Annotated in this window: 18 protein-coding genes; 10 read left to right on the top strand and 8 right to left on the bottom strand. The window is 67.2% G+C overall.

The annotated features are described in order from the left end of the window. The first annotated feature begins 183 nt into the window (after positions 1-183). Positions 184-348: a hypothetical protein gene (locus ACOZ4N_RS04110; protein ID WP_424018672.1), complete on the top strand. Its 165-nt coding sequence runs from the start codon at positions 184-186 to the stop codon at positions 346-348. Position 349: 1 nt separating this feature from the next. Here ACOZ4N_RS04110 and ACOZ4N_RS04105 read toward each other — a convergent pair whose 3' ends face one another. Together ACOZ4N_RS04105 and ACOZ4N_RS04100 are read right to left on the bottom strand one after the other, a co-directional pair. Then, the gene (locus ACOZ4N_RS04105; RefSeq protein ID WP_424018671.1) at positions 350-895 is read right to left on the bottom strand and encodes a DUF1684 domain-containing protein; all 546 of its coding nucleotides are present in this window, start codon (positions 893-895) and stop codon (positions 350-352) included. Positions 896-965: 70 nt separating this feature from the next. Next, complete coding sequence (locus ACOZ4N_RS04100) at positions 966-1367, bottom strand: hypothetical protein (protein WP_424018670.1); 402 nt, start codon at positions 1365-1367, stop codon at positions 966-968. A gap of 98 nt (positions 1368-1465) precedes the next feature. Between ACOZ4N_RS04100 and ACOZ4N_RS04095 the strand changes: the two genes are divergently transcribed. The 3 genes from ACOZ4N_RS04095 to ACOZ4N_RS04085 all read left to right on the top strand — a co-directional run bounded on the left by ACOZ4N_RS04095 (position 1466) and on the right by ACOZ4N_RS04085 (position 2815). Further along, on the top strand, positions 1466-1708 hold the full coding sequence (locus ACOZ4N_RS04095; protein WP_424018669.1) for a hypothetical protein: 243 nt from the start codon (positions 1466-1468) through the stop codon (positions 1706-1708). Between the two features lie 15 nt (positions 1709-1723). Then, a complete protein-coding gene (locus tag ACOZ4N_RS04090) occupies positions 1724-1879 on the top strand; it encodes a hypothetical protein (protein WP_424018668.1) in 156 nt (51 codons plus the stop codon). 84 nt (positions 1880-1963) lie between these two features. After that, positions 1964-2815: a translation initiation factor eIF-2B gene (locus ACOZ4N_RS04085; RefSeq protein WP_424018667.1), complete on the top strand. Its 852-nt coding sequence runs from the start codon at positions 1964-1966 to the stop codon at positions 2813-2815. Here ACOZ4N_RS04085 and ACOZ4N_RS04080 read toward each other — a convergent pair. Then, positions 2812-3159, bottom strand: a complete 348-nt coding sequence (locus ACOZ4N_RS04080) for a hypothetical protein (protein ID WP_424018666.1) — start codon at positions 3157-3159, stop codon at positions 2812-2814. The genes ACOZ4N_RS04085 and ACOZ4N_RS04080 overlap by 4 nt on opposite strands. 147 nt (positions 3160-3306) lie before the next feature. Between ACOZ4N_RS04080 and ACOZ4N_RS04075 the strand changes: the two genes are divergently transcribed. After that, on the top strand, positions 3307-4443 hold the full coding sequence (locus ACOZ4N_RS04075) for a mechanosensitive ion channel family protein (RefSeq protein WP_424018665.1): 1137 nt from the start codon (positions 3307-3309) through the stop codon (positions 4441-4443). Here the strand turns inward: ACOZ4N_RS04075 and ACOZ4N_RS04070 are convergent. Both ACOZ4N_RS04070 and ACOZ4N_RS04065 read right to left on the bottom strand, forming a co-directional pair. After that, on the bottom strand, positions 4440-4835 hold the full coding sequence (locus ACOZ4N_RS04070) for a universal stress protein (RefSeq protein WP_424018664.1): 396 nt from the start codon (positions 4833-4835) through the stop codon (positions 4440-4442). The genes ACOZ4N_RS04075 and ACOZ4N_RS04070 overlap by 4 nt on opposite strands. 88 nt (positions 4836-4923) lie before the next feature. Beyond that, positions 4924-6315, bottom strand: coding sequence for a bifunctional metallophosphatase/5'-nucleotidase (locus tag ACOZ4N_RS04065; protein ID WP_424018663.1), 1392 nt, complete (start codon positions 6313-6315; stop codon positions 4924-4926). 89 nt (positions 6316-6404) lie between these two features. Here ACOZ4N_RS04065 and ACOZ4N_RS04060 point away from each other — a divergent pair, with 89 nt between their 5' ends. Continuing rightward, complete coding sequence (locus ACOZ4N_RS04060; protein ID WP_424018662.1) at positions 6405-6644, top strand: DUF5816 domain-containing protein; 240 nt, start codon at positions 6405-6407, stop codon at positions 6642-6644. A 123-nt stretch (positions 6645-6767) separates the two neighbouring features. Beyond that, positions 6768-7085: a DUF7116 family protein gene (locus tag ACOZ4N_RS04055; protein ID WP_424018661.1), complete on the top strand. Its 318-nt coding sequence runs from the start codon at positions 6768-6770 to the stop codon at positions 7083-7085. Here ACOZ4N_RS04055 and ACOZ4N_RS04050 read toward each other — a convergent pair. After that, positions 7075-8259 (bottom strand): pyridoxal-phosphate-dependent aminotransferase family protein, encoded by a 1185-nt coding sequence (locus ACOZ4N_RS04050; RefSeq protein WP_424018660.1) that lies wholly within the window; start codon positions 8257-8259, stop codon positions 7075-7077. The genes ACOZ4N_RS04055 and ACOZ4N_RS04050 overlap by 11 nt on opposite strands. A 160-nt stretch (positions 8260-8419) precedes the next feature. Between ACOZ4N_RS04050 and ACOZ4N_RS04045 the strand changes: the two genes are divergently transcribed. Genes ACOZ4N_RS04045 through ACOZ4N_RS04035 form a run of 3 tightly spaced genes read left to right on the top strand, consistent with a single transcriptional unit; the run spans position 8420 to position 10717 of the window. Beyond that, a complete protein-coding gene (locus ACOZ4N_RS04045; RefSeq protein WP_424018659.1) occupies positions 8420-9400 on the top strand; it encodes a metal-dependent hydrolase in 981 nt (326 codons plus the stop codon). Positions 9401-9440: 40 nt separating this feature from the next. Beyond that, entirely contained in the window at positions 9441-10049 is a 609-nt protein-coding gene (locus tag ACOZ4N_RS04040; protein WP_424018658.1) for a hypothetical protein, read from the top strand. Further along, on the top strand, positions 10046-10717 hold the full coding sequence (locus ACOZ4N_RS04035) for a hypothetical protein (RefSeq protein WP_424018657.1): 672 nt from the start codon (positions 10046-10048) through the stop codon (positions 10715-10717). Before ACOZ4N_RS04040 ends, ACOZ4N_RS04035 begins: the two co-directional genes overlap by 4 nt. Before the next feature lie 12 nt (positions 10718-10729). Here ACOZ4N_RS04035 and ACOZ4N_RS04030 read toward each other — a convergent pair whose 3' ends face one another. Together ACOZ4N_RS04030 and ACOZ4N_RS04025 are read right to left on the bottom strand one after the other, a co-directional pair. Further along, complete coding sequence (locus tag ACOZ4N_RS04030; RefSeq protein WP_424018656.1) at positions 10730-11653, bottom strand: TSUP family transporter; 924 nt, start codon at positions 11651-11653, stop codon at positions 10730-10732. 646 nt (positions 11654-12299) lie between these two features. Beyond that, positions 12300-13664, bottom strand: coding sequence for an NAD(P)/FAD-dependent oxidoreductase (locus tag ACOZ4N_RS04025; RefSeq protein ID WP_424018655.1), 1365 nt, complete (start codon positions 13662-13664; stop codon positions 12300-12302). Between the last annotated feature and the right edge of the window lie 27 nt (positions 13665-13691).

The following is a 13691-nucleotide window of genomic DNA, read 5'->3' as shown; positions in this document are numbered from 1 at the left end:
TGGTAAGTATCCCGCGTGTTTCGGCGCAATCCAGTCGGGAGACCGACGGAAGTGGGCCAAGAGTTCCACCATTGCAAAACCTCGCCCGGCGGTCGCATCCGTCACTGACCGCTCAGGACGAGTGAATAAACTGCAGGAAACGGTGCAGTTATGTGTTGTCTGAGAGTAATTTCCGCTGGCACGATGGTCTCAGGATCGCGGGAACTCGAACGTATCAAAGAATCACTGGGTGAGGCCCTCTCGGAGGCGGACGAGGAGTGCGCCAAGTACCACATCAGGGAGGCCGCACAGCGGGTGGAGATATTCAAGTACCACTTCGAGAACGAGGAACTGACCGTCGAGGAGTAGCTCAGGGAGCCCGTTCGCCGGCCTCGACGGTCGTCTCCAGCCAGTTTTCCTCCGGTGGGAGCGGGCAGTCGAAGGTCTCGCTGAACGCGCAGAACGGGGAGTACGCGAGGTTGAAATCGAGCGTGATCTCGTCGCCGTCGGTCAGTTCGCGGTCGGGCTCCAGTTCCATGTACCGGCCGTTCTCGTAGGTCGTCTGTCCCGTCGTCTTGTCGCGGATCGGGACGAAGATGCCCTTATCGTCGGTCTCCTGTCGGTAGCCGTGGAGTTCGTGGGACGCACCGTCGAGTTCGAACTCGAAGGTGACGATCCGCAGGTACCGGACTGTCCGGCCTTCGGTCGTGTCCATCTCGACCGGCTCCGGTTCGTCGTGGACGGTGACCGTGGCCGTGACGCGGTAGTCCGGATCGGGCGGATAGTAGTCGAGACCGTCGAACTCGTCGCGCTCGGCGGGTGGGATCGGTGACTGGCGGTGGTCGGCGAAAAAGCGGTCTTTCTCCTCGCGGTTGGCCCGGAGGCGCTCGGCCCAGTCGTCGGTGTCGTCGGTCATACCCACGGTACTGGCCCGGACGGTTTCAGTCCGGCGGCTCGGGGTAACCAGCCCGTGCTCTCGGCCCGGGTCATGGACGGAAGTCGAACCGCGGCGGGTCGATGTCGGGCGTCCGGTGTTCGACGCGCTCGCCCCCTTCGGACTTCCGGAAGCTGAGGTAGAACGTTCGGCCGCAGCCGTCCTTTTCCGGATCGGGGTCGTTCGCACCACCGTCAGACCCGCGGTCCGACGAGCCCCCGCTGGCTGTACTCGCGGGGACCCCTTCGCCGACCGCCGCGCCCTCGCCACGGTCACCGAGACAGACGAACTCGATGCCGTCGGCGGCCTCCCGGTCGTCCACGTCGGCGGTCGTACTCGCGTACTCCCAGCCGTCGAGGGGTTCCCGGGTCACACAGTCGTCGTCGAGATACCCCTCGCGCTCGACACCGGTCACCGCCCCGCAGTACGGGCAGTGATACGTCACGTCGACCATACGCCCCGTACGTGCCGGAAGAATATAGGCCACACCCTGTCCGCGAGACGGGTTAGCTATCCGAAACCAATTTGAGCGCGTCCGTCGATGGGCCGAACGTGTCCGCAGGGGCGCTCGCCGGTCGGTACTTCGGCTGGGAGGTGACACGGATCGAACTCGCGATAGCGGCGCTACTCCCCGTCCTCGGATCCGTCCTGGGAGCTGTCCTGACCCCGACCAGCCTGCTTCTGGCCGTGACCTGGATTCCGATGATCGGTGTCGGGCTGGTGCTGTGGGGTGGGTTCGGTGCGGTTCGCGGGACGGACCCGGCCGAGTGGCTCCGGACGGTCGGGGTCGGGTAAGTCTTCCTCGGCACGATGAACGCGGTCGCCACGGGGTTCCTGATCCTCGCGTTCTGGTCGGGCTTCGAGACCCGGATCGCCGTCGCGCTCGTGGCGAGCGCGGTCTTGGCAACCGCGTTTCTCGGCCGTGGCGGCTGGTTCCTCACGGTGACAGAGCGCGGGGCGCTGTAACCGAGTCGAGATCGGGGCCGGTCGTCGGCCCGAAGACGTGCCCGATGGCAAAGGTACTTGCCCCGAGGAGCCGACGGCTTTGATATGATAGACGAGACGGTCGAGGAGATCGAGCAGATGCAAACCCACTCCTCGTCGGTCGTGGCGGTGAAGGCCGCCACCGCCCTCCGGGAGTTGACCGAGGGTGAGTACCCGACGGTCGAGGAGTTCGTCGTGACCCTGGAGCGTAACGCGAGCGCGCTCAAGCGAGCCAACCCCTCCCACGCCTCGCTCCAGAACGCACAGCGAGACATCGTGGCGGCAGTCAAAGACGCGGACGCCGACTCCGTCGCCGAGGCACAGGACGTTCTCGCGGACGCGATCGACCGCGTGGTCGACCGCATCGAGAACGCCAAAAGCGAGGCGGCGAAAAACGGCGCGGAGGTCTTCGAGGACGGCATGACCGTCCTCACGCACGACTACTCCTCGACCGTGCTGGAAGCGGTCGAACTCGCCGCCCAGGAGGGCAAGCATCTGGAGGTATACGTCACCGAGGCCCGGCCGCGGTACCTGGGTCGGAAGACGGCACGCGTCCTCGCGGGCGTCGACCGCGTGGAGCCCCACCTCATCGTCGACGGCGCGGCCGGCCACTTCCTCGACGAGTGTGACCGCGTGGTCACCGGGATGTCCTGCATCGTCGACGACACGCTGTACAACCGGGTCGGCACGTATCCCATCGCGGCGGCGGCCGGCGACGTGGGCGTCCCCATGACCGTCGTCGGGTCCGGTGCGAAGATCATCGAGGCCGGGTTCGCCTTCGAGAACGAGATTCGCTCGCCGAGCGAGGTGATGCGGGAGCCCGCGGAGGGGTTCACCGTCGAGAACCCGGCCTACGACGCGACGCCGACGCGCCTGCTCGATACGGTCGTCACCGACGAGGGCGTCCGGGAGTTCTAGGCGTCGGCACGGCGTGACCACTCCATCCAGTGGCGCATCGAGTGTTGCCAGAGGCGCGCGACGGTCTCGACCGTCCGGCTCAACGGGCCAGTCACCATGGCGTCGGCACGCGGGGCGTCGCTGGCGGCGCTGTCGGTCGGGAGCGGGCGGTCCGTGATCGTCGTCGAGCACTCCGGACAACGCAGATGTCGCGTGCGTGTCAGATAATCGTCGGTGGCGATCCAGTCGCCGCCGACGAGGCTCTCGTGGCCACAGTTCGGGCAGAACAACACGGCCTTCCTGCGACCGGGCGTCCGGCCGCTGTCTGCCGGTACCTGCGACCCACGAAGGTCGGGAGAGCTCATCACCGACGTTACGCGCCCGACGGCTAAAGTCCTGTTGGCATACTGGATAATCGTGACATACAGCGGGCACGTTGTCGACTGTTGACCCGGGTTTTCGAGGTCCAACGACAACCCTGTATTTAAGTCAGCGGGACGGGATGGGGAGATATGAGCGGGCCACAGGACCTCGGACTGGCAGGCGGGGACGCCGTGGCCCAGGTGTCCACACAGGTGCCGACGGAGACGCCGGGCGGGGCGGCGGCCGCCGAGGGGACGCGGGCGGCCGCGAACGCGACGAGCCAGTCGGTCGAGAACCTCCTGCCCACCTCGTGGCTCCCGTTTCCGGTGCCGCCCTGGGCGCTGGATATCCTCGCGACCCTGCTGATTCTGGGACTGGCCTGGGCCGCCTCACGGCTCGTCGTGGTGGTGTTCGGCCGCCGCATCTCCCGGCGGTTCCGGCGACCCAGCATCACCCGGATGGTCCTGCGGGCGATTCGCGTCGGGATCTTCGTCTTCGCGATTCTGGCGATCCTGCCGATCTACGGCGTGAGTCTGGGCGACATCACCCTGTCGGTGGCCGTATTCTCGGCCGCGATCGGTGTCGTGTTGGCCCCGATCGTCGGCAGTATCATCAGCGGGTTCTTCCTGTTGGCCGATCAGCCGTACGAGATCGGCGACATGATCGAGATCGTCGACACCCAGCAACGAGGGTTCGTCGACGACATCACGCTCCGGTACACCAAGATCATGACGCTGGACAACACCTTCGTGGTGGTCCCCAACGGCGAGATCCGGTCCCGTGACGTGGTCAACTACTCCGCGGAGGACCCCCGGACTCGGCAGACGCTCGACATCGTCGTCACCTACGAGGGTGACCTGCCCGAAGCGCGGGACCTGATCGAGCGGGCGGCCAAAGAGGTCGACCGCGTGATCGAGGGCGGGCCGGATATCCGGGTCGGTAGCGCCCGGTACCCGGCCGCGCCGACGTGTTACATCGAGACGTTCGGCGATCACGGCGTTCACCTGCGACTGCGCTACTGGCTCTCTGAACCGTACAAACTGCTCGCGACCAAATCGAAGGTCCAGACGAACGTGTGGCGACGCCTCGAAGACGCGGACGTAGAGATCGCCTACCCCCACCAGCACGTGGTCTTCGACGAGACCAGCGGCCAGATGGACGTGTCGGTCAGCCCGCCACGGCGGCGAACCGGACCGGACGCGCACCGTCCGGACCCCGGTCCCGACGCACTGAACGGGGAGAACACGGACCGCGACGAGCCCGGCGGGTCCGGACCGACCGGTTAGACCGTCACGATCTTCGCGTCGAGTTCGGTCTGCAGGAACCGCTCGATGTCGGGATCGTCGGTGATGCGACGGATCATCTGCCGCCACCGGCTGGCCTGTTTTCGCCCGATGACGACGATATCAGCCCGGGAGTCGGCCACTTCTTCGAGAATCGTCTCCTCGACCAGCATCCCCGTCCGAACGACGTAGCGCACGTCCGGCAGGTCGCCGAAGGCGTTCTCGACGGCGTTTTTCAGCTCGCTCCGGGAGATACGCCGGGAGTTGTGGTAGAGATTGACGTGGAGAACTGTCAGACTGGCGGCTTCCTCCCGTGCGATCTCGATTGCCCGACCGAGCGTGGCTCTGGAGTGCTCGGTGAGCGGATAGCGCACCGGCACGACGACCTGCGTCATCGTCCGTGACGACGCCCGCCCGTAGTGTCAACCTTTCCCTCTCAGGTGCAAGGAGACCCGCCCTGCCGGTCGTTCCCGAGCGAGACACTCACTCACTGGCGTGTCGAATCCGGCCCTCGACGGCCGGGTCGATGCCGCGCTCGCGAGCGTACGCGGCCAGGACCTCGTACTGTGTCGACAGGCGCTCGACGCGGTGATGCTCGTCCAGCACCGGGAACTCGTGGTCGGTGTGAAAGAGGTAGTCGGTCGTCGCGACGGTGTAGGTATCGTCGGCCGAAAGCGGCATCCCGTCCAGGTGGACGGACTCCACGCCGCTGCCGTTCCGTCTGATGATGAGGCCGCTGCTGACGTGGGCGTGCCAGCGGTCGGCCACCGCCTGCACGTGTTCGCCGTCGGCCTCCCGACAGAGCTGACGGAGTTCCTGGCCCGACAGCTCCGCGACGGTCACCGGTTCGTCGAACGGGACCACACTCACGAGGTCCGCGACGGTCACGTCGCCGGCGAGTGGCGGTCCCTCGCGGATACCGCCGGAGTTCTGCAGGCCCACGTCCGCGTCGGCGGCCCACCGGTAGGCGTCGGCGATGAAGTTGCCGATGCGGCACTCGCCGGTGTGTTTCACTGCCCGGTCGCGCGTGATCGGCTCGTCGACGTGGCCGACCACCTCGTCCAGCCCGGCCGCCGCGCGGCGTGCGTCCATGGCGTCCGCGACGGACTCGTCCAGCGGCGCGTCGGCCGGGTCGTGGACGGTCACGGCGTCGCTCGACGGCGCGCTGTCGAGGTCGATCTCAAGCAGGCCGCGCGCGTTCGCGCCGGGGCGGGTCAGCAGTGTGTCGGCGACGCGCTCGACCCGGCGGGAGTGGACGTGGCCGCCCAAGATCACGTCCACGTCGGTCTCGCGAGCGAGTTCGTCGTCGCCGCTCCCGAGGTGTGAGAGGACCACGACGGCGTCGACCCCCTGCTCGCGGAGCCGGGCGGTCTCCCGGCGGACCGCGGCGACCGGGTCGGTGAAGGCCAGTCCGGTCGCGCCGGGACACATCGATCCGGTCTTCGGCTCTGTGACGCCGGTCAGCCCGACCGACGCGCCGTCGACGGCGACGACAGTCGAGGGGATCACGCCGGCCTCGCGACCGAAGCGGTCGCAAGCGTTTTCCTCGCCCTCGGACCCGTCGGCCCACGCCACGTTCGCGCTCACCCAGGTCTGTGGCGACTCGCGGACGATCTCGGCGATCGCGTCGGGGCCGTAGTCGAAGTCGTGGTTGCCGAAGGTGTCGGCGTCGGGTGCCACGGCGGCGAAGAAATCCAGCGCCTGGCGGCCCTCCGAAACCATCGAGAGGACGCCCGGCGCAGTGTTGTCACCGGTCCCCAGAACCAGCGTGTCGTCGTCGCGAAGCGACCGGACGAGCCCGGCGAGGCGGCCGATGCGGTCGGGGTCGTCGTAGGCGTTCTCCACGTCCGAATAGTGGAGGAGGCGGGGCGGCATTCGGCCTCGAATACGCTATCGGCGGTCAAATCCCCTTCGGCCCGCGCCGAGGAGGCAGGGATTTAGGGCCGGAGCGCGCAACTTGAGCCATGGAAGCCCGGACGACCGAGGACGGAGAACAGCTGTACGTCGCCCGTAACGAAGCCGAGCGCGGGTCGAAAGGCCCCTTCTTCGTCGTCTACACCGACCGTGACCGCGAGGCCCGCTGGGGTTACTTCTGTGCGAACTGTGAGACGTTCGACAACGCGATGGACTCGATGGGACGCATCCAGTGCAACGTCTGCAGTAACATCCGCAAAGCCGACGAGTGGGACGCCGCCCACGAGTGACCCGGCCTGAGAACCGACGCTCGCGTCGCCGAACCGCCACATAGCTCCATCTCGACCGCGATATCTGTTGCGGGCCTGTCAAGTGAATACACTTAAGCAAGCGCGAGTAGTACCGCAAGGTGGATGGCGACTGTTACCACGCCACTAGCCGAGAAGGCAGAGGCCATTTTCACCGACCTGGGATACGTCGTCGAACGCGATGGACGGGAGTTACGCGCACAGCGAAAGTGGCGGATCGTAAACGTCACACCGGTCGACGAGCCGGCGACGCCGCGGGAATCCGGCGATTTCCACTGTCTCGTCACCTGGCAGGAGAAGGCGGCGGAAGTCCGCGACCGATTGCAACGCCGTGACCCCGACTACGAGTGGGCGGTCATCGGGATCGAGGAGAACGGCGACTACGAGGTCTGTCACGCCCCGGACGCCAACGTCAGCGCTTGAGCGCCCGGCGGGCGGCACTCGCGCCCGCATCCGCGTCCACGTCCGCGTCGAGTACTTCGAGCGTGTTGCCGAGGGCACTCACCAGCGCCAGCACGTTCTCCTCGCGGGCGCTGTGACCCATACAGCCGATGCGGAGGATGTCTCCCGAGAGGTCGCCCAGGCCGCCGGCGATCTCGATGCCGTACTCCTCCAGCAGCGCGTCGATGACTGTCCCGTCGTCCACGCCCGCGGGCAGTCGCACGGCGTTCAGACTCGGGAGCCACCAGTCGTCTTCGGGATTGAGTTCCAGCCCCATCGCCTCCACGCCGGCCTTGAGCGCCCCGGCCATACGGCGGTGACGCGCCCAGCGGGTCTCGATCCCCTCCTCGGCGACCAGTCTGAGGGCTTCCCGGAGCGCGTAGACGTTCGTGATCGGCGCGGTGTGGTGATACGCTCGTTCGTCGCCCCAGTACTCCTGGAGCAAGGAGAGGTCGAGATACCACGACCGCACCGGCGTCTCGCGAGCCAGCACCTTGTCCATGGCCCGGTCGTTGAGCGTGAGCGGGCTGGCACCCGGCGGCGAGGAGAGACACTTCTGGTTCGCGGAGTAGGCGGCGTCGATCCCCCACTCGTCGACACGCAACTCGACGCCACCGAGGGACGTGACGGTGTCGGCGATCACGAGCGCGTCGTGTTCGTGGGCGATGTCGGTCAGTTCGGGGACGTTCGGCTGGAGGGTGCCGGTACTCGTCTCCGCGTGGACGAACCCGAAGATGTCGGGCTGGTGGCGGTCGAAGGCTTCCTCGACGGCGGCCGGGTCGAGCGGTTCGCCCCACGGTGCCTCGACGAAGACCGCCTCCCCGCCGGCGCGCTCGACCATCGCGGCCATCCGCTCGCCGAAGTAGCCGTTGCCCGGAACGAGGACCGTGTCGCCGGGTTCGGTGAGGTTGGCGACGGCGGCCTCCATCGACGCGGACCCGGTCCCGCTCACCGGGATGGTCCACTGGTTGTCCGTCCGGAAGACGTACCGCAACAGGTCCTGAACGTCGTCCATGATGTCGACGAACGCGGGGTCGAGATGGCCCACGAGCGGCGTACTCATCGACCGCAACACGCGGGGGTGTACGTCACTGGGCCCGGGGCCCATCAACAGCCTGTCCGGCGGCGACAGTTCCCCAACCCTCGGTCTGTCCATACCTGTTCGTTGTGAGAGACACCACCAAAAGTAGTGTGAGAGAACAGTTGTCATGGGGCAGCGCCGAACGCGGAGTAGGCACTGCCGAACGACCGGTAGAGAGTGCCGAGTGAGAGTGTGCCACGTGTCACTTAAATACGCTCGTCACGAAAGTCGGTCGATGTTTCTGGGTCACGGACTGTTCGCGTTCGCCCTCGTCGCCCTCGGCGGCCACGCCGTCGGGTGGTCGCGCGAGCGTGCGCTGTGGCTCGGCGTCCTCGCTGGCGCGTTCGCGACCGTGCCGGACGTGGACATGGTGTACGCTCCCATCGGCCTCCTCGGCGGGGCAAACGGCCTCCTCGACGCCTCCGAGGCGTTCTGGAACGCCAGCGCCGTCGTCCACCGCACGGTGACTCACTCGCTGGTCCTCGGTGGGGTCGCGGCGCTCGCGTACGGCCTGTTGGCGGTTCGGTACCGCTCGATGGCCACCGCTCGCACTCGGCTGGCCGCCGTGACTGTCGGGGGCGCACTGCTCGTCGGACTGGTCCTCACCGCGGCCGTCGTCAGCGGTGGACTCGCGGCCGTCATCGTCGCCGTGTTCTGTCTGGCCGGTCTCGCGGTCGCACTCGGTGCCGCCAGACGCGGCGTCGACGCCCGGCTCGTCGGGACGACGGCCCTGATCGGACTCGCGACCCACCCCTTCGGCGACCTGTTCACCGGCGAACCCCCGGCGATGCTCTACCCGTTCGACGTGACCGTCTTCGCCGAGCGGGTGACGCTCCACCCCGACCCGACTATGCACCTGCTGGGCGCGTTCACGGTCGAGTTGGCGACGATCTGGCTGGCCGCCTACGCGCTCTTTACCCTCACCGACCGGCGTTTTCGCGACCACCTCAGCCCCCGGGCCGGTCTCGGGGCTGGCTACGCGGCGGCGGCGCTGGCGATACCGGCTCCCACCCTCTCGACGTCCTACCCGTTCGTGTTCTCGATCCTGCCGTTGGCGTCGGTCGGCGTCGTCGGGGCCCCGGGTGGACGGATGGGGCGGTCCCCGTTGGGGCGGTTCCGACCCACTCTCTCGGACTGGCCGACCGCGCTGGCGACCGGGCTGGCAGCCGTGACGCTGGCCGCCGCGGGTTACACGCTCGCGTATCTCCTGGTTTGAGCCGATAACGTTTCACACCAGGACGCCGTATTCCGGTGGTATGGACGAGGTGGGACTGAGCCGACTCCTCCGGAGCCGTCGGGGGAACGCGGTTCTGGCGTGGGTGTTCGTCGGTCTGGTGCTGGTCACGAGCCTGGCGAGTGTGGTGACCGGGAACCTGCTCTGGACGGCCTTTAGCGCTGCCGTCGCACTCATCGCGCTGCTGCCGGCCCTGCAGTTACGTTCGGTCTGGGTGATGCCGCCGTGGGAGGTCGTCGTGCTGGCGACCGCGCCGGTTCTGGGCCACCTGTTCGCGGTCGAGTTGCTGACTGGGCAGGCCCAAAACACCGCTCGCTACGTCTCGGTCGCGGCGCTTTCCCTGCTGGTAGCCGTCGACCTCGACGGATTCACGCCCGTCGAGATGAACGAGGGATTCGGCGCGCTGTTCGTCGTCGTCACGACGCTCGCGACGGCCGGCGTCTGGGCTGTCGCCCGCTGGACCGCCGACGGTCTCTTTGGCACGGGCTTTCTCGCCTCCGAGCACGCGCTGATGCTCGAATTCGTCGGCTCGGCGACCGCCGGTACCATCGCCGGCCTGGTGTACGTGTTCTACGTGCGGCGGCAGGTCCGGCCGCGCGACCGCGTTCCCGAGGGGGTCGATCTCTCGTGAGACTCCGCGACGTTGTCGGCATCTCGACCCGGACCCAGGCCCGCCTCTCGTGGGCGATGGAGGTTCTGCTGGTCGGTATCCTCCTGGTCGGCCTCTACCGCGGTGGTCCGGGTGTCGTCGTCAACACGGTTATCGCGCTGGTAGTCACCCAGCTCCCGCCCGTGCTGGAGCGGGACTTCGGGCTTCCGATGGACCCGGCGCTGACGCTGTGGATCACGACGGCCGTCTTCCTGCACGCGCTGGGGACGCTCGGCCTGCCCTGGTCGGACCTCTCCTTTTACCAGTCGATCTGGTGGTGGGACCACCTCACGCACGGCCTGTCGGCCTCGGTCGTGGCCGCCGTCGGCTACGCCACCGCGCGCTCGTTCGACGAACACGCCGACGGCGTCGTCCTCCCGCCGAAGTTCATGTTCGTGTTCATCCTGCTGTTCGTCCTGGCCTTCGGCGTCCTCTGGGAAGTGCTGGAGTTCCTGCTCACCGAGATCACGGCCGTGTTCGGGATCGGCACCTTCCTCACCCAGTACGGGCTGGAAGACACGATGCTGGATCTGGTGTTCGACTCGGTGGGTGCGGTACTCGTCGCGACCTGGGGCACCGCCCACCTCAACGACATGTTCGGGGCGCTGGACGAGCGTATCGAGGAGTGGCTGGCGACGCGCAACGAGTGAGGCGCCGCCGGGTCAGAAAAACAGCGCCGGAATCGTGTTCCGGAAGATGTTGAGCGAGATCACGAACAGCAGCGCGACGACGAACCAGTTGAACTTCGCCTCGTCGATCTCCAGTCGCCGGAGGTAGGTCCCGATCAGCAGGCCGACGACGGTGACGACGGCGATGACCGACCCGAGCCAGAGCCGATAGGTCGTCATCAGCTCCGTGAAAAGCGTCATCTGGACGATCCGGACGGAGAAGATCGTCGCCAGCACCATCGAGAGCCCGCCGATGTACCGCTCCACGTCGCGCTCGAAGGTGTGGAAGTACGCCGGCAGGAGCGGCCCGAGGTTGGCCACCGCCAGCAGGAACCCTTCGAGGAATCCGGCCGACCCGAGCGCCACCGGGTGATGGGCCTCCTGGACCGTCACGAAGTTCTGGACGACCTGGAAGACGACGTAGCCGAAGATTACCAGCCCGATCAGGAACGGGACGATGGGGCCGGCGCTGAACTCCGCGAGAAAGACCACGCCGACGACCGATCCGACCACTGCGAGGGACAGCAACGCCCACTCCTCACGGACGAACGCCAGACCCGTGTCCGTCTCGCCGATCTGGAACATGTTGAGCATCCACGGGGGGATCGCGAGGACCACGACCGCCAGCGTCGGGTCGATGACCGTCGCGAAGATCGGCGTCGTGATCAGTGCGTACCCGAAACCGATCATGCCCTTGACCGCGCCCGCGACGACCGCCACGAGGACGAAGGCGGCGAGCAGACCACCGGAAACGTCCGACTGGAGGCCTTTGGTGACGCTGTCCATACCCGGGAAGAAGACGACCGACCCGGCGACGACCATCGCCGTCGCAAAGACCATCATCACCTCCCGGTACCGGAACGCCCGCAGGTTCGCGAGGAACTGTGCCACGTCGAGTTGCGTGTTGCTCGTACCCATGGATAAACTGACGAGCGGTCTCGACTCGTCGGTCGTCGTCCGTACTCGCTCCGACCTTATCCATCCCCACTTGCCTGTAAGAACGGGGTCCAGTCGAGGATAGATGGCACACCGTGAACCGCTGGCAGCAGCCCCTGAAATCCCGTTCGCCGGACGAACCTCTCGACTCGACAGCGACATAGGATGGAGCAACATTCTCCGGAAGGCGCGAGCGTCGCCGGTCAGCCACCGTGATCCGACGGCCGAGTGGGGCACCGGTCGTTTCGACGGGGCACCTCCAAGCCGTCGCTCAGACGGTCAGGAAATGTACACCCGGAACACTAACGACCGACATCATCCGGGGCGGTGTGCCCTGTCAGTCGGGAAACCCTCGTGCCGGGTGGGTGGCCTATGGCCACCAGCATACGCGAGCGGCGTCAGCCGCGAGCGCTGGGAGGCTCGTCAGAGCCTCCGAATTGCGAGACGGCGTTAGCCGTCGAGCGGGTGGCCCGCAGGGCCACCGAATACCGAGGCGACTCGTGGCCGCCAGTCGACTGTCGCGTGCCCGGGTTCTCCGCGCGGTCATCGCGCCCTGACGGGTGTGCTCGGGCGGGGACTAGAGGCACGCAGGCGAAGATAGACGACCGCCCGGTAAGAGACTGTCGCGCTAGAACAGGTAGTCGTCCTGGCGCAACTGGACGTAGCGGCCGGAGCCGAGGCTGAGCTTCCGGAGTTTGTACTCCGCGACCAGTCGGATGCCGCTCAGACCGGACCCGAGGGCCTGTGTCGGCGAGTACTCGCCGCGATTGAGCATGTTGTCCACCAGTCGGAAGGTGTCGTCCCAGTCGTCGGGCTCCCAGCCCCGCACCATGTCCGCCAGCGCGACGTTGCGCCGGACCTCCTCGCCGATTGCGCGTTTCCACTCCCGGTTGTAGCGGTCGAGGCGGCCCTGGCCGGCGAGTTGGCCGGCGATCTTCCCGGTCCGGACGGCCACGTGGTCGCCACCCTCGTGGAACGCGGAGGTCGCGCCCATCGCGCCGCCGACGACGGCGACGCCGGCCTCGGTCGGGGACTCGATGGGGCGAGTCGAGGAGATCGGGTAGGCCTCGGTGCCCTTTCGCTTCCCCCGGTCTTCGACGAGCGGGAAGTCCTCCTCGATGTCGTACTCGGGGTACTCCCGCTCCAGCAGGCGACGGACGTACACCCGGCCCGGCGGGATCTGCTCGTCGTCGGAGTCGAGCAGCGCGTAGTCCTGCGGGTTCTGTACGTCCGCGAGGTCCATCCCGATGGGCATCGTCAGCCCGATGCGGGCGACGTTGTCGTCGTTCGGGAAGATCCACGGATAGGCCGTGTGACCGGGCATGACGCCCCACCAGAACTTCAGCAGGCCTTCGTCGAACAGTTCCTCTGGCACCTTCCGGTGTTCCTGGTAGGCGATGTGGTTGGCGATGTTCGAGTCGAGGTAGTCACGGACGCTGTGGTCGTGGGGGAGGAACTGGTCGACGGCGTCGGTCGTGACGGTCCGCTGGGGACCGTCCGCGAGGATCAGGTAGCGCGCCTCGACGTTCTCGCCCTCGGACAGTTCGATCTCGTGGGTGTGCCCGCCGGTCATGTCGGTGGTCACGTCCGAGACCGACGTGCCGATACGGTAGGTCGCGCCGGCCGACTCGGCCCGCTCGCGGAGCCAGTCGTCGAACCGGGCGCGGTGGAAGGCGAACCCGAACTCGGGATAGGTCGCGTCGATGCCCGTGTCACGGATCGTCACCGACTCGTTGGGGCCGATGAAGGAAGCGCCGTCGAGGTCGCTGAGGATGATGTCGTCGGGGATCTCCTCGGGTCGGAAGTCCATGATGTCGACCCAGTAGTCGAGCATTCCCGCGGCGTCCGTCGAGTCGGGTCCCAACCCTTCGCGATCCGCTCGCGGAACCCCCTTCTCGACGACGACCGTCTCGGCACCCTGCACCGCGGCCTCGTACGCAGCCGACGACCCGGCCGGGCCGCCGCCGACGATCGCCACGTCCACCTGTTGCATACCCGGTAGCCTGCGCTGAAGGGAGTT

It is taken from the genome of Halorientalis pallida (genome assembly GCF_049605515.1).
Taxonomy (GTDB): Archaea; Halobacteriota; Halobacteria; order Halobacteriales; family Haloarculaceae; genus Halorientalis; species Halorientalis pallida_A.
This window is presented reverse-complemented; position numbering and strand designations above follow the sequence as displayed.

Coding starts and splice junctions, on each gene's coding strand:
- ACOZ4N_RS04045 (WP_424018659.1), top strand. CDS start 8,420: ATGTTTCTGGGTCACGGACTGTTCGCGTTCGCCCTCGTCGCCCTCGGC.
- ACOZ4N_RS04055 (WP_424018661.1), top strand. CDS start 6,768: ATGGCGACTGTTACCACGCCACTAGCCGAGAAGGCAGAGGCCATTTTC.
- ACOZ4N_RS04040 (WP_424018658.1), top strand. CDS start 9,441: ATGGACGAGGTGGGACTGAGCCGACTCCTCCGGAGCCGTCGGGGGAAC.
- ACOZ4N_RS04060 (WP_424018662.1), top strand. CDS start 6,405: ATGGAAGCCCGGACGACCGAGGACGGAGAACAGCTGTACGTCGCCCGT.
- ACOZ4N_RS04080 (WP_424018666.1), bottom strand. CDS start 3,159: ATGAGCTCTCCCGACCTTCGTGGGTCGCAGGTACCGGCAGACAGCGGC.
- ACOZ4N_RS04065 (WP_424018663.1), bottom strand. CDS start 6,315: ATGCCGCCCCGCCTCCTCCACTATTCGGACGTGGAGAACGCCTACGAC.
- ACOZ4N_RS04030 (WP_424018656.1), bottom strand. CDS start 11,653: ATGGGTACGAGCAACACGCAACTCGACGTGGCACAGTTCCTCGCGAAC.
- ACOZ4N_RS04025 (WP_424018655.1), bottom strand. CDS start 13,664: ATGCAACAGGTGGACGTGGCGATCGTCGGCGGCGGCCCGGCCGGGTCG.
- ACOZ4N_RS04105 (WP_424018671.1), bottom strand. CDS start 895: ATGACCGACGACACCGACGACTGGGCCGAGCGCCTCCGGGCCAACCGC.
- ACOZ4N_RS04075 (WP_424018665.1), top strand. CDS start 3,307: ATGAGCGGGCCACAGGACCTCGGACTGGCAGGCGGGGACGCCGTGGCC.
- ACOZ4N_RS04050 (WP_424018660.1), bottom strand. CDS start 8,259: ATGGACAGACCGAGGGTTGGGGAACTGTCGCCGCCGGACAGGCTGTTG.
- ACOZ4N_RS04090 (WP_424018668.1), top strand. CDS start 1,724: ATGAACGCGGTCGCCACGGGGTTCCTGATCCTCGCGTTCTGGTCGGGC.
- ACOZ4N_RS04110 (WP_424018672.1), top strand. CDS start 184: ATGGTCTCAGGATCGCGGGAACTCGAACGTATCAAAGAATCACTGGGT.
- ACOZ4N_RS04085 (WP_424018667.1), top strand. CDS start 1,964: ATGATAGACGAGACGGTCGAGGAGATCGAGCAGATGCAAACCCACTCC.
- ACOZ4N_RS04070 (WP_424018664.1), bottom strand. CDS start 4,835: ATGACGCAGGTCGTCGTGCCGGTGCGCTATCCGCTCACCGAGCACTCC.
- ACOZ4N_RS04100 (WP_424018670.1), bottom strand. CDS start 1,367: ATGGTCGACGTGACGTATCACTGCCCGTACTGCGGGGCGGTGACCGGT.